The sequence below is a fragment of the Paraburkholderia kirstenboschensis genome, assembly GCF_904848585.1.
In the GTDB taxonomy this organism is placed as follows: Bacteria; Pseudomonadota; Gammaproteobacteria; order Burkholderiales; family Burkholderiaceae; genus Paraburkholderia; species Paraburkholderia kirstenboschensis.
In genome coordinates this window covers 64,866-78,344 of record NZ_CAJHCR010000003.1, presented here as the reverse complement: position 1 = coordinate 78,344, position 13,479 = coordinate 64,866, and the positions used below count along the sequence as shown (strand labels likewise).

Sequence of the window (13,479 nt, the reverse complement as noted above, 5' to 3'; positions counted from 1 at the left end):
TCGATGTCGCAGAAAACAATCTCCGTGGCGCACTACGGCGCACACGATAACCACGGTTCGTCAGATACGGTGTTCGGCTTCTGGCTGTATCTGATGACCGACTGCGTGCTGTTCGCATCGCTATTCGCCGTGTTCGCGGTCATGTCGCATCAATTCGCGGGCGGTCCGTCGGGCAAGGATCTGTTCGACATTGGCGGGGTCGCGGTAGAGACTGCCGCGCTGCTGTTGAGCAGCATCACCTACGGCTTCGCAATGCTTGGCGCCCGGCGCGGCAAGTCCGCCGCTGTCCTGGGTTGGCTTGCTGTGACCTTCGTGCTCGGTCTTGCGTTTCTCTTTCTGGAAATGCGCGAGTTTTCGCACCTGATTGCCGAGGGCGCTGGACCTTCCCGCAGTGCGTTCCTGTCGTCGTTCTTCACGCTGGTCGGCACGCATGGACTGCACGTCACGGTTGGCCTCGTGTGGATGGTGGTGCTGGCCGTGCAGATCGCGCGGAGTCCGGAAATGTCGGGACGCCAGCTCACGCGTCTCACGTGTCTAAGTCTTTTCTGGCATTTCCTCGACATCGTGTGGATCTGCGTCTTTTCCTTTGTCTACTTGGGGAGCGTGCTGTAAATGGCTCACATGCAATCAGTTTCGGCGCAGCAGAGCCACGGCAGCATGCGCGGCTATGTTGGCGGGTTCCTGCTTTCGGTCGTGTTGACCGCCGCTGCATTCGGGCTTGTAATGCGCGGCGCCTTCCCGGCGCAAACGGCAATGATCGCGCTATCGGTTCTTGCCTTCGTGCAGATTGTCGTGCATCTGGTGTTTTTCCTGCACATCGACATGTCGGCCGGACAACGCTGGAACGTCATGGCGCTTGGTTATACGGCGTTAGCCGCGTTGTTCCTGATCGGCGGCACCGTGTGGGTCATGCATAACGTGAGTATGAACATGATGTCGCGGTAGACCATAGGGCTTGCTCGTCGATGTATGAAGCGGTTTCGCTTCGCTGGCTGCTTCGTACAAAGCCCTCAAAACCGCACGCCGATGCCACCTTCGATCAGATCCGTATCGCGGTCGTAACGCGTCACCACGCGGTTCCAGGTGACGCGGGCGAGCCAGGGTGAACCGAAGCGATAGCTCGCCGATACGGCGAAAAGCGCTGATACACGACCGTCGCCCGTACGATCTTGCGGAAGATTGTCGGTCTGCCTGATCGCGACGTACGGGCCAACGCCGGCCGACAATGCGAGGCGGTCGTCGAAGAATGCGCGTGTGGCCCACAGTTGCGCCGCGAGACCGTCGCGGCGCTCAACACTACCGCTGCGTGATGGCCCCCTATGTGTGCTGACGCACGTAACGCAGCCATCGCGTAGTGCTCGTCTGCCGTTGCAATGCGTTGACCGGCCGCTGTCGCCTGTGTCGTAAGACGCCGCGCCGCACGGTCTTACTTTGCGAAATATTCCGCGCGATCTATATCGGCAAGCAACCCAGGCCGTGTCGGCTCCCAGCCAAGTAGTTGCCGCGTTTGATGACTGGTTGCTGGCACATCCATTTGCGCGAACCTCGCGAACCATCCAAAGTGGCTGTCTGCTTCTTCCTGACGCGTGCTCGCGACCGGCACGTTCAGGCGCCGGCCTATTACTTCTGCAATGTCTTTGAACGGCACGCCTTCATCGGCGACTGCGTGATAGCGGGCACCGGCAGTGCCTTTTTCCAGCACCAGCCGGAACACCCGCGCTGCATCCAGCCGATGAACGGCGGGCCATCGGTTGAGCCCCGCACCTATATACGCCGACATGCCTTTCTCTCGCGCGAAGTCCGCGAGGCGCGGCACGAAGCCGTGATCGCCATCGCCATGCACCGAAGGAGGCAGTCGCACCACCGACGCGCACACGCCGCGTGCCGCGAGCGAGGCCGCCATTGCTTCGGAGGCGCGGGGATAGGCGGCGGAAGTGGGAATGGGCGGATCGTTCTCAGTCGCGAGGCGACTGCTTATCATGGCGAGTCCCGAGGTCACGAGGAGCAGACGGCTCGAGCCCTCGAGCGCTACGCCGAGCACTTCGATGGCGCGGCGGTCCATTTCGCAGTTCTCCGCGAATCGCGAGAAGTCGTGATTGAAGCCGGTATGGATCACGCCGTCCGCGACTGCCGCGGCGCTGCGCAGAGTGTCGAGGTCCTCTAGCGAACCGCGGTGAACGTCTGCTCCTGCCGCGCTGAGCGCCGCCGCGGCGGCGTCCGAGCGAGCGAGTCCAAGTACGGTGTGGCCCGCCCCGAGCAGTTCCTGCACCACTGCCGAGCCGACAAAGCCTGTCGCGCCGGTAACGAAAACACGCATGGGAATCCTCCATATCGACAATGAACGGATGCCACTTTCGGCGCATAATCGCCCGGCGAAAAGTAGTGACGTTACACGGGTATACAGACTAACAGGATCAGCATGCCGGTCGCGAACGATAATCCGCTTGGTGCCTACCTCAAAGATCGGCGCACGAAACTCGATCCGGCCGCACTCGGCCTTTCGACTACGCGCCGGCGAACGCCTGGCTTGCGCCGCGAGGAGGTCGCCCAGCGCGCCAATGTGAGTGCAACGTGGTACACGTGGCTGGAGCAGGGCAGAGGCGTCGCGCCTTCGGCCAATGTGCTGGAGCGGATCGCGCGCGCGTTGCTGCTCACCGATGTCGAGCGCGAGCATCTGTTTCTGCTCGCGTTGGGTCGCCCGCCCGAAATCCGCTATCGGAATACGGAAGGCGTCACGCCCAGGCTGCAGCGCGTGCTCGACTCGTTGGAGTTCAGTCCAGCCATTATCAGGACCGCCACGTGGGACGTAGTCGCGTGGAATCGTGCTGCCGCTGCCATGCTGACCGACTACGGCAGATTGCCGCCGGAACAGCGCAACATACTTCGCCTGATTTTTTGCAACCCGCGGGTGCGCGCCGCGCAGTCCGATTGGGAAAGCGTTGCACGCTTCGTCGTGGCCGCGTTTCGGGCCGATGCCGCGCGCGCGGGCGCTGCTTCCAGAGTGGCAGCGATGGTTGACGAACTGTGCCGCCTGAGTCCCGACTTCGAAGCTATCTGGCGCGACAACGACGTGCGCAGCCACGGCGGGGGCGTCAAGCATTTGCGGCATCCGATAGCGGGGCCGATCGGATTCGAATACTCGGCGTTTGCCGTCGCTGGGCGGCCCGACCTCGGCATGGTGGTCTACACGCCGCTTACGCCGGACGATGCGCGGAAGGTCGGCGAACTCGTCAAGTCGCGAGGGCAGGGATCGTCATGATTTGATTTCGCGCGGTTTCAGTAAGTCTGATTAAAGACGGACAGATTGAGCAATAGACTCGATCGAATTTTTACTACCGTGAATTTGAAACCCGAGCGCGGTTAGTGAATATCGCAGTTATTTCGGCGAGGCTGACACTTGCTCAATGGGGGCACGGTAACTCGCCCCGTTGAGTACCGGCGTTCGCGCCCGCAGAACTTGGGAAAACGGCGGCCTCTGCCGCCGCCCGGCCGGGTGCCGAAAAGCTTGGGACGAATAGCGTAAACCACGAGAAAGGAATTTTCTTAGGACAATTGAATGAGGAAATTTCCATCCGTCGGCAATGCGATGTCCGCGGTTGTTAAGTATGTAATCATCTGATTTAAGAAGATATTTCCCGTTCGACGATGACAAAAAGGCAAGAAGTGAAATAATTACTGCAAAGCCGGTCTAAAACAAAATGTTCTTACGGGGTCAAATGCCTGGGCGTGCTATCCATCTAATCTTCCGATCATCATCAGAAAGCAGGAATTTTTGCGAAATGCGAAGTTCTCGGAAAGGATCCTGCTTTTTGGCCGGAAAGGACTAATTTCCATGTGACCTACCCTGCGTAAGCGGGTACGATTTACCCCTGTCGCGGCATGGAAGCGAACAACTTTCCGAGCGGTGCAGTCGCTTGCACGCTCCGGGTTAAACGTTTGCGCGACAATGCCACGTGATCCAGCGGCGGATGGTGCCGTAAGGTTTGCTCCAGTTGGTCCATCAAGTATCGCGGCGTCGAGCGCATTGCGATAGGCGCAGCTTTGTCTGCAAGCCAGGCGATTCAATCCACGTTGTCTCCGGCAATGTGACTGCACTTACTGCAGGTGCTGACGATGCAACATGCCATTTTGGATCATTAAGCATAACGAATTAATAAGAGCTGTTTAAAACCACAGTTCTACCGAACTTCAAAAACTCATTTTTGGCTTTTTTATCGAGACTTTCTCGACAGTGGGAAAAACGCACATGTTAAAACGACGACAATTTCTTGGTGGCCTGACGGCCCTTGCCGGCAGCTATCTTTTGAGCGCCTGTGGTGGCGGCGGTGAAGACGGCGGCGCGAGCCCGGCAGCCAAGGCTTCCGCGAGCCCAACGGCGAAAGCTGCAGCTGCATCCGCGAACGGCACCGTCATGCCCTCGGCCGCTTCGATCACTGACAGCGCCGGCGATGTCTGGACGCTCGTCAACGGCGTGATTTACAGGAACGGCTCTACCGTCGGCAATACATACGACGTGTCGCTCGTGCTCTGGTATGGCGGCAAGATCTGGGCTCGCGGCACCGGTGGCCAGTTTTATGTGAACGCGGAGGTTGCCGAGCAATGGCTCCCCTGTGGCGATCCACGTATCGACGTTGCTTCTGTTCCGGGAAGCTTCTACGGCATCAACGGGCATTTCGACTATACGTACACGCCCGAGAAGGTCGTGTCGATTCTGAAGGGCATGAATTGCACGAGCTACCGCGTCGGCGCGACGGACGATCCGAAGCAATTGAACGCTGTGGTGAAGCTCGCGCAGGCATTCCAATCGGCCGGGCTCACACTGCTGGTGTTGATCGATCAGGGCGTATATGACGCGAGCGGCGCTGTGATGGCCAGCGAGTCGACCGCCTATAACCGTGGGCGCTCGGTCGGCGCGACCGTCGCCAATGCGTTGGCGCCCTACGGCGTGACGATCTACGAATGCGGCAACGAATTGACGCGCCAGGACGCGACTGTGGTGGACTTCACGGCCGCGGGCTCAAAGGTGAGCGACTTCAACAATACAAACTGGCCTATCATGCGCGGCGTCATGCGCGGAATGATCGACGGTGTGAAGTCGGTACAGTCGTCCGCGAAGTGCGGCATCAATTTTTGCGTTGCAGACGTAGGTGCGTCCGACGCGCTGTGGGACGGCAGGCAACCGGACGGCAGCGGCGGCCATCCGCAGGTGCGCTGGGACATTACGACCTGGCACAATTACGAAGCGTATGGTGACCTGTTCAACATTGGGACCGACGGTTCAGGTCCGGGCTTCGACCTGCCAACGTACTGCAAGGCCCGCTATGGCGTACCGCTTATTGTCACCGAATGGAACGCGGGCCCTGATCAATCGGAGAGCTACCGCGGGAATTACATCTCGGACAGGCTTGCGGCATTCTACGGGGCACGAAAGACCCATAACCTTCAGTCGGTCATGTACTACGTGCTGGATAGCGGCAACAACACCTACGGCATCATGATCAACGGCAAACCGGTGGATGCGCCGTACAACGCATTTACCAGCTTCACGTCGAGCCACGCCGACACCTGAGCGAGTTGCCGCTTATCAGTCAATGAACCCGGTCCCGCCTGCCTTGCAGGATGGGACCGGGTTCATTTTTCGTTGCATCGGCATCTATTCGTACATGCTGCGACAGGCGTTGTGTGTCTGATATCAGCGGCAGAATGTGTCTGGCACTAATCTTCCCCAGTCGTAATCGATACTATCCGGCGTGAAAGGCAAAACACCTGCTCCAGGCGTAAACGTCAGTTCACCGAAGTACACATGGTTATCCGGGGCATACAGGTCCACGCGAACATAGTCGAAGTCCTCGCAGAGCTTCGTGGCCGCGCGCAGAATGGCATCGAGGTTCTTGGGGCGCGGCGCCGGGACCGGACTGCGCTTGTAATACCCGATTGCTATGTCGAGATGGTTCCACTCGACGTCGTACACATCACCTCTTGTGTTTTCGCCGAATCTGTCGGAAATCACCAGGATGTAGATGATGGGGCGGCCGTTACGCCCGCCGAAGCAGTGCAGTTTATAGTCGGCGGGAATGTTGCCGCTGCTGTCGAGCAGCAGATGTTCGAAGAAGATACGCGGCTTGATCTTGCGGTAGTGTCTTTCGCGAGCAATCTTGTAGAAGTCGAGCGACAGCCAGTAGTTTGCCAGATCCCGCAACCGCTGGAATGAGGTTGCCGATTTGCTTTTGACTACCTCTACATAGCTGCTGCCGTGGTTTGCCTTCATCACGAACGCATCCGGCAGAGCATCGAACACTTCTTTTGTGAAGGCGTCCGGGACGGCCAGCAGCGGTATCACGTGCTTTTCGCCTAGCTTTTTCGCGACATACTCGCGGACCGTGAGCTTGTCGGTCAATTCGACGAACCACGGGTCGGGCCGCAAGTTCTTTTGCAGGATTTTTTCGTTGAAGGTCGTGGGCCGACGCAGATTCGGGTAGCGGCCAATTTCCTTGTGATGCAACAGGCTAAGGAACAATGGTGCCGGCAGCATCGATTTCGCCGCTTCTTTGAGCCTTCTGACGTTCGACTGTCTGCGTTTCGGCTGCGCTGGCTTGCTGGCGTCGTGCGAGAGCGGCCAGTCGTCGGGTACATCGTCTTCCGACATGTCGGTTTCCCTGCCCCGCAGGGTAGACGCACTGGTTTCATTGGAGAACTGCGCAGATTTGGTGGTTGTCATTATCTGTTCCATATCTGATAGCCTGGCGGCGCTTGATTCGCGCGCGCAGCCGGGCGGCGCGGACTCTCAATCGCGCGCAGCCCGGCTATGTTGATGCCGGCCCGTCAATCGTCGATCGCGACGCATCGTTCTGCCACTTCCAGACGCTGCTGCGCGCGGAATTGCGTGGGCGACATGCCGTAGCGTTCCTTGAAAAGGCGGCCGAGGCGATTGCCGTCACCCATTCCACATCGCCGCGCAATCTTGTCTACAGGTAGATCGGTGTTGCGCAGCATTGCGCGAACAACTTCGAAACGGGTGCGCAGAAGGTATTCGAGCGGAGTCATGCCGAACTCGAACTTGAAGCGGCGCTGATAGTTGCGTTTGCTCATCGCCGCACATTCCGCGGCCTTTGCAACGGAGATAGGATTGCTGTAGTTCTCCTTGATCCAGCGGGCAGATTCGCGAATCTTCTCCGTTGTCGTGGTAATGCTCGCATCGTCCAGTTCGAATTTGTCTGACTCGACGTAGGTCGTTTGCAGCATGTCGGCAATCTTTCGGGCAATCTCCGTACTGAGGTCGCGTTCGATTTGCGCAAGGGCGAGATCTGTCGGCGTTGCACTGCTGGTCCGCGTTGTAGTCGGAGCATCGTCGAATACGAAGATCGGCACTGTGGAATGCATCGGATCCTTGCAAATGACGACCATGTTCGCGCCTTGCTGGATATCGAACGATGCAATAGAACCTTGACGGGCTATCCAGGAGAGCAGACGGTCGTTGGACTCCAATGCCCTCGCCGCGTCGCGACAGGCGACGAACAACGCGTGGAATTCGCCGAGCCGATGGCGCTCGATACTTTGGGTCCAGATCGATATGCCAGAGGAGCTGGTCACAAGCCCTCCGCTTTCAGAAAGCACTGAAAGGGAATAGGGAGAGCCGGGTGCTGTGTCCTCTGACAATTCGTTCGCCAGACGGAATGCGTCGCCGATCGATCCAGCAGTCGCCATGGAGCATTCCTGAGACACTAAAAGCCCAATGTGCTTTGCTGCTTTCCGTGTTGCCACTTTTGGACTGGTCCGGTGCGCATCAATGTACGACCTGAGAAAATCGGTGGAAGTCGTCACGCTTAGTTCTCCAAACAGGGTGAATCACTGCCTACGTGTCGAGATTAGCGTACTCAAATCACCCTGGCGATGGTGGCCGGTAATCGATGGTGTTTTGGCGCAATTTGGAGGATTGGGGAAATAGTTACCTTGCGCACCTGAATAAAGGCATACGAAAAGCTGTCTGGATCAGCAACAATTGCCTGGAGTAATAAGTGAGCCGTTACTCGGTGGAAGAGGGTTTTGGCCCCGAAAGTCCCGTGTGGCATGCCTCGCCGGGTGTATGGCGCGAATAACGTGAAATCGGCCCGACGGAAGAGACATAGATGGCGCGTAACGCTGAATCCGAAAAGCGGTATCACTCTGTTACATCCATTGCAGATAGCTACAACACTTTCTAAATTATGTGTTGCGTGGTGATCTCTTCCACGGAATCGGCCAATAGCACCCGAATTTACGCCCCGGGGGATGCACTGATTCGAACGGGCGCTATGCTTCACTGCAGCATCTGTAGCAATAGGGATTGCCCCGGAAGGCGCTATCGAATGCCAGCAATGCGCAATTTCTTCACCCGGTCGCACAAACAAGTTGATCGAGGTGTAGTAATTGCCGTGTCTTTAAGTGCCTTGCACTGACGACGTACGACGACGCATCGCTCACGTGAGTCCGGGCCGGACCGCGCTTTGCGAAGTTGGCCGTAGGTCGGTTTTCCGGTGTATTAAAACGCTAACAATTTGTAGTACGGAATAAAACGCGGAGCGCGGCGAAAACCTGTCGCTCCATGATCTGGGGGTTCGAAAGTCTGGAGACGGGGGCGAGCCGTGTTGCTGGCGGCACAGCCTTTGATCAATTCAAGCAGGTGGACAGCCACTTGGCTTGGCAAACCATGACGTAGTCCCCGATCAGACGTCGGGCCTACGCCATATGCGTTCCTGCCGGAGACGGCTGGAGATGCGGACCGTTGGTGAAGCCAGGCGGTGTCGACTCATTACTGTGCCCATCAAACATGGAAGGATCAAACCGGTGGACTACTACCCTCTGAATTCGCTCCCGGCGACTGCCAGTACAGAACGCGGCCAGCTCAGCCCCAGCGCCATGCTGCGTCTGATGCGCGACCATATCTGGGAGATCGTACTTACCACGGTCGTTGTTTTCAGCCTGGCTGCCGCTTATCTGCTCATCGCATCGCCAATCTATTCCGCAGACGTGCTCATTCGCGTGGACCCACCCGAACCGAATGCGCTGGGCCTCGCGCTTCAGAATCAGGAGAACATGCCTCCGCCCGCGCCGTCGACCGTGACGGAAATGGGGGTGATGCGCAGCCGCTCCGTGCTGGAGCCGGTCGTTCAACGCTTCCATTTCGATATCTCTGTGACGCCGCATAAACTGCCTCTGCTCGGAGATATCGCAGAGAAGTTCGCGACGCCCGGTGAGCCGTCCCGGCCATGGCTTGGACTCAAGTCGTACGCGTGGGGAGGTGAGCAGGTAAAGATAGGCACGCTCGACGTTCCCAAAGATCTCGAAGAAGAAAAAATGACGTTGGTTGCCGGAGAGGACAATACCTACGAATTGCGTGGGCCGCAAGATCAGGTATTCCTCCATGGCGCAGTTGGCAAACAGGTGTCGGCTAATGGCATCTCGATGCGCGTCGATGAACTGGTCGCGCGGCCGGGCACCGAGTTCACGGTGGTGCGGTGGAATGCCGTCGACGCGATCAAGCGTTTCGACTCGATCATCAAGGTTAGCGACAAGGTGAAAGACTCGGGTCTTCTCCAGATCGAATACACCGACAACAACGCGGCGAAGGCTGCCGAGGTTGCGAATGCGTTGGCCCAGCAATACCTGGCCACGGCAATTGCCAGCCGGCAACTTAACGACACCACGACGCTCGCGTTCATCAACGGAGAACTTCCTCGTCTACTCGCAGACCTTAGGAAAGCCGAAGAAGCACTGAAGGCATTCCGGGCCAATTCGCAGTCGATGCAGCCGACAGCAGAAGCGCAAGCGTACCTGCAAGGCGGCCTCGACATCGACCGGCAGATCGCAACGCTGCAGCTGCAGCGCACGCAGCTGCTCGAGCGCTATACGCCGCAAAGCCGTTGGGTACAAAGCGTCGACACGCAGCTGGCGCAACTGAAGAACGCGAAGGCGAGTTTCGACGGTCACTTCAACGGTATGCCAGCGTCCGAACGTTCGAGCGTCGATCTGATTCGCGCGCAGAAGGTGGCGGAAACGATCTACCTGGGAATGGTTCAGAAGGCCGAGCAATTGCAGGTGCGGCGTGCAAGTACTACTGGCGGGGCGCACGTGGTCGACGAGGCGATTACGCCCCATCGTCCGGTCAAACCCAAGCCGATACTGGTGCTGCCTGGCGGACTGGTACTGGGCCTCGTATCCGGCGTCGTGCTTGTCTTCATGCGCCGACATGTACTGACGGGCGTAACGGATCCGCGTTACGTCGAACGCAGAATGAGCGTGCCGGTTTTCGGCGAGATCCTGTTCAGCCAGCAGCAGTTGTTGCTCGACAGAACCAACACCGGCGCGAAATCGCTGCCGGGCGCTGCGGCGCGGGCTGGACTACCTCAGCCGGCCAAGGACGGCGTACCGGAGATACAGGTGGCGGGCGGCGGCACCAAGGTGCTTGCTGAGCGCTTTCCGCACGATTCGTCGGTAGAAGCGCTACGAGCAGTGCGCACTTCGCTGGCACGCGATCTCGCGCATTCACGCAACAACATCCTGATGGTGATCGGGCCGACTCCGTCAGCGGGGAAGAGCTTTGTCGCGGCCAACATTGCGACTTTGCAGGCCGAGATCGGCGCGCGAGTTCTTCTGATCGATGCCGATATGCGTCGCGGCCATCTCGCATCGCTCTTCAATCAGAACAATCGCGGCGGACTTTCCGAGGTTCTTTCCGACCGTATGCCGCTACGCAATGCACTGAGGCATACGGGTATCGACGGTCTGTCTTTCCTGTCTTGCGGCTCGCGCCCGGATAATCCAGCCGCCTTGCTCGCGAGGCCGCGCTTCAAGGAAGTACTGGAGCGCCTCAGCGGGCAGTTCGATCTGGTGATCTTCGATACGCCGCCATTCCTTGCGGTCACCGACGCGTCGATCATTGCAAGCGAAGCGGGTGCATCGCTACTCGTGTTGCGCTCGGGCATGCAATCGGAGGAGGAGATCGAGGACACCGTGAAGAAGATGGAGCGCGCGGACGGCCGCATCGCCGGTGCTGTATTCAACGGTATTCCGCTTCGTCGCAGTACTCGCACCTACGGTTATGCAACCAACTATGCGAGCGACTATGGCGATGCCGACGCAACCAGTGGGTCTCTCCGAACGTGAGCGAGTTGCTACGTCGTTCGATGAAGTCGCAAAACGGAGAAGCAGATGGCGTTTGCAATCAACGGTAAATTCACTTCGCAGCCGGTCACGGGTGTCCAGAGAGTCGCGTATGAGTTGACAAGAGCGATGCAAATGCGGGTTCCGCCAGACGAGAAACTCGAGGTATTCGTCCCGCGCGATACAAGGGAACCGGGCGCGCTGTTGAAATGGCAGCGGCGCTTTCCCTGGCTGCGCGGCACGCTGTGGGAACAGATCACACTGCCCATTGCCGCGAGAGGCGTCAGGCTCGTCAACCTGTGCAACATGAACCCGGTGTTAAAACGCCGGCAGGTGGTGATGCTCCATGACATGGCGGTGTATGACGTACCGGGCGGATTCTCCAAAAAATTCGTGCTGTGGTACCGCCTTTGTTTCTTCATGCTGCCACGAATGGAGCCGATGATTCTAACGGTGTCGAAGTTCTCCCGATCGCGCATCTGTCACCATCTGAAAATCGACGAATCGCGAGTCGCAGTAGTGAGCCCTGCTGCGGATCATCTGGACCGCGTTACCTCGGACCCTGCGGTGATCGAGCGGCTCAATCTCGTGAAGGACGCCTATTGCGTCGTGGTCGGCAGTCTCGATCCGCGCAAGAACCTGCAGCGCGTGCTGGAAGCGATAGAGAAGCTCGGACACCTCGACCATGTCAAGTTCGTAGTGGTCGGCGGCAAGAATGCACGCATCTTCAATAGCGAACTGGCTGAAGAGAAGCCGCAATCGGAGAGAGTGGTGTGGGCCGGGTTCGTCACTGACGGCGAGCTGAAGGCACTCTACGAAAACGCCGGGTGTCTTGTGTTTCCGTCGCTGTACGAGGGGTTTGGCTTGCCTCCGCTCGAGGCCATGTACTGCGGCTGTCCGGTCGTCGCATCGTCGCTGACTTCCATACCGGAGGTTTGCGCAGAAGCGGCCATGTATTGCGACGCCACATCGGCGGACGACATTGCCGCGAAGATCTCTCTAATGATGACAGACGACCTGGTGCGGCAACGTTATAAGGCAATGGGGCTTGCCCGTGCGCGCGAGTTTCGTTGGGACCTGTCCGCGCAAACCGTGCTCGAGATTCTCAAGGGGCAGGCGGGCGTGCAGTTGACGGGCGTGCCGGCGCGCGCGTCGGCGGGCTAGCGCATGTCGGTAGGCAGGCCAATGTTTCGCATTCGAAAGAGTGTCGGCAGACGTCGGGCGTTGGGAACAATCGCGGCCCTCTTTGGTGCGGCGGCACCGCTTGCGCGTGGAAAGACCGGATCCCAGTTCGACAACAATCTTCCGTCGGCGCTGCTCCTGCGCAATCGCAATGGCATCAAGTCGCTGTTGCTGCCTGGCTATACGCCGCCCTGGAATGCCACCGTGCCCGGCGACCGCAATTCTGCGCCCGTGGATGTCCGGGCGTGGACCCGTTACGTCGAGGCAGTCGTGCGCAAGTACTCCGCACCGCCGTTCAACCTCCGCTATTCCCAGACCTGGAACGAGGCGGCCGGAACATTGTCTGGCGGTTTACCGCAGGCGGCGTTCTGGCACGGTCCGCACTTCAGCAAGGACAGAAAACACGCGAAGCCGTACGAGCGTGCGATGCAGGATTACGTCGAACGACTGCATCTGCCTGCCGCCCGCATCATCGCGAAGTACAACGCGGATAACGTCTACGGCGGCTCCCCCGATCAGGGCGAAGTGTCCAACTTCTGCAAGTGGCTCGAGTACCGAAGTCCCGCTTCGAATGGACGCATGCTGGCAATCGAAATTGGCGATGCGTATATGAAGACTTCGCATTACGCGCCGGAGTACTTCTTCGACTTCCCAGTATGGGCGCTCGATCGTCACTGGAACGAACCCAACAAGTACATGTCAGTGATGTATCACTGGGACGGATACGAGCCTTTCCGTCTTACTCATCGTGGTCCGCCCAAGCGGACTTATAACGTGTCGGGGAGAAGTCTCGTCGTACTTCATCCGACTGCTTCGGGCTCGCTGGCAAGTTTGGCGGGTCCATTGCAATTTGGTCCAGGCGCATCCTGCAGCGCGCTGCGCTCCGGCAATGACATCGTGCTGCAGGTCAATGAATCAGCGGGGTGGCGAACCGCGACAGTGGCGGGGTTTAAGCGACCCTGGGATCGCGAAGTAAAGATTGATTTCATAGGCGCAGTGACGGGCACAGTAAGTGCAATTGACGCCATTACGACCACTTGGAGTAATGACGGTTGCAGTTGGGGTTCAGGGTGCGGGAGAAAGTCAATGGCGCCGGAAACGATCTGCCAACCCGCCTCGCGTATATCGCCGTCCGTTCGCTTGCGTAGCAATTCCGAC

9 protein-coding genes and 2 pseudogenes are annotated in these 13,479 nt (G+C 58.6%); 7 read left to right on the top strand and 4 right to left on the bottom strand.

Features of this window, described 5'->3' with window-relative positions:
* The first annotated feature begins 3 nt into the window (after positions 1 to 3).
* On the top strand, positions 4 to 612 hold the full coding sequence (gene cyoC, locus JMY24_RS10185) for a cytochrome o ubiquinol oxidase subunit III (protein WP_128596738.1): 609 nt from the start codon (positions 4 to 6) through the stop codon (positions 610 to 612).
* Positions 613 to 945, top strand: coding sequence for a cytochrome o ubiquinol oxidase subunit IV (cyoD, locus tag JMY24_RS10180; protein WP_128585010.1), 333 nt, complete (start codon positions 613 to 615; stop codon positions 943 to 945).
* A gap of 65 nt (positions 946 to 1,010) precedes the next feature.
* On the opposite strand, the pseudogene JMY24_RS10175 reads toward cyoD, so the two are convergent.
* Positions 1,011 to 1,289, bottom strand: a pseudogene (locus tag JMY24_RS10175) (hypothetical protein); the annotation flags it as partial.
* A 137-nt stretch (positions 1,290 to 1,426) separates the two neighbouring features.
* Entirely contained in the window at positions 1,427 to 2,317 is an 891-nt protein-coding gene (locus JMY24_RS10170; RefSeq protein ID WP_128596739.1) for an SDR family oxidoreductase, read from the bottom strand.
* Between the two features lie 102 nt (positions 2,318 to 2,419).
* Here JMY24_RS10170 and JMY24_RS10165 point away from each other — a divergent pair, with 102 nt between their 5' ends.
* Positions 2,420 to 3,259, top strand: coding sequence for a helix-turn-helix transcriptional regulator (locus JMY24_RS10165; RefSeq protein ID WP_201701977.1), 840 nt, complete (start codon positions 2,420 to 2,422; stop codon positions 3,257 to 3,259).
* A gap of 987 nt (positions 3,260 to 4,246) precedes the next feature.
* Positions 4,247 to 5,569: a hypothetical protein gene (locus tag JMY24_RS10160; RefSeq protein WP_128596740.1), complete on the top strand. Its 1,323-nt coding sequence runs from the start codon at positions 4,247 to 4,249 to the stop codon at positions 5,567 to 5,569.
* 123 nt (positions 5,570 to 5,692) lie between these two features.
* On the opposite strand, the gene JMY24_RS10155 is transcribed toward JMY24_RS10160, so the two are convergent.
* Together JMY24_RS10155 and JMY24_RS10150 are read right to left on the bottom strand one after the other, a co-directional pair.
* Positions 5,693 to 6,532 carry an ATP-grasp fold amidoligase family protein gene (locus tag JMY24_RS10155; protein WP_413231246.1) on the bottom strand — a complete coding sequence of 280 codons (840 nt, stop codon included), beginning with the start codon at positions 6,530 to 6,532 and terminating at the stop codon, positions 5,693 to 5,695.
* A 290-nt stretch (positions 6,533 to 6,822) separates the two neighbouring features.
* Positions 6,823 to 7,704: a GlxA family transcriptional regulator gene (locus JMY24_RS10150; protein ID WP_020068480.1), complete on the bottom strand. Its 882-nt coding sequence runs from the start codon at positions 7,702 to 7,704 to the stop codon at positions 6,823 to 6,825.
* 1,119 nt (positions 7,705 to 8,823) lie between these two features.
* Here JMY24_RS10150 and JMY24_RS10145 point away from each other — a divergent pair.
* The 3 genes and pseudogenes from JMY24_RS10145 (at position 8,824) to JMY24_RS10135 (ending at position 13,469) form a co-directional block, all read left to right on the top strand.
* The gene (locus JMY24_RS10145) at positions 8,824 to 11,142 is read left to right on the top strand and encodes a polysaccharide biosynthesis tyrosine autokinase (protein ID WP_193425279.1); all 2,319 of its coding nucleotides are present in this window, start codon (positions 8,824 to 8,826) and stop codon (positions 11,140 to 11,142) included.
* A gap of 45 nt (positions 11,143 to 11,187) precedes the next feature.
* Positions 11,188 to 12,303, top strand: a complete 1,116-nt coding sequence (locus JMY24_RS10140) for a glycosyltransferase family 4 protein (RefSeq protein WP_128596742.1) — start codon at positions 11,188 to 11,190, stop codon at positions 12,301 to 12,303.
* A 21-nt stretch (positions 12,304 to 12,324) separates the two neighbouring features.
* Positions 12,325 to 13,469: pseudogene (locus tag JMY24_RS10135) on the top strand (hypothetical protein).
* The last annotated feature ends 10 nt before the right edge of the window (positions 13,470 to 13,479 follow it).

What these genes read in the sequence shown, in the direction of transcription:
- JMY24_RS10160 (WP_128596740.1), top strand. Translation starts at nt 4,247, where the DNA reads ATGTTAAAACGACGACAATTTCTTGGTGGCCTGACGGCCCTTGCCGGC.
- JMY24_RS10170 (WP_128596739.1), bottom strand. Translation starts at nt 2,317, where the DNA reads ATGCGTGTTTTCGTTACCGGCGCGACAGGCTTTGTCGGCTCGGCAGTG.
- cyoD (WP_128585010.1), top strand. Translation starts at nt 613, where the DNA reads ATGGCTCACATGCAATCAGTTTCGGCGCAGCAGAGCCACGGCAGCATG.
- JMY24_RS10150 (WP_020068480.1), bottom strand. Translation starts at nt 7,704, where the DNA reads ATGGCGACTGCTGGATCGATCGGCGACGCATTCCGTCTGGCGAACGAA.
- JMY24_RS10165 (WP_201701977.1), top strand. Translation starts at nt 2,420, where the DNA reads ATGCCGGTCGCGAACGATAATCCGCTTGGTGCCTACCTCAAAGATCGG.
- JMY24_RS10155 (WP_413231246.1), bottom strand. Translation starts at nt 6,532, where the DNA reads ATGCTGCCGGCACCATTGTTCCTTAGCCTGTTGCATCACAAGGAAATT.
- JMY24_RS10140 (WP_128596742.1), top strand. Translation starts at nt 11,188, where the DNA reads ATGGCGTTTGCAATCAACGGTAAATTCACTTCGCAGCCGGTCACGGGT.
- cyoC (WP_128596738.1), top strand. Translation starts at nt 4, where the DNA reads ATGTCGCAGAAAACAATCTCCGTGGCGCACTACGGCGCACACGATAAC.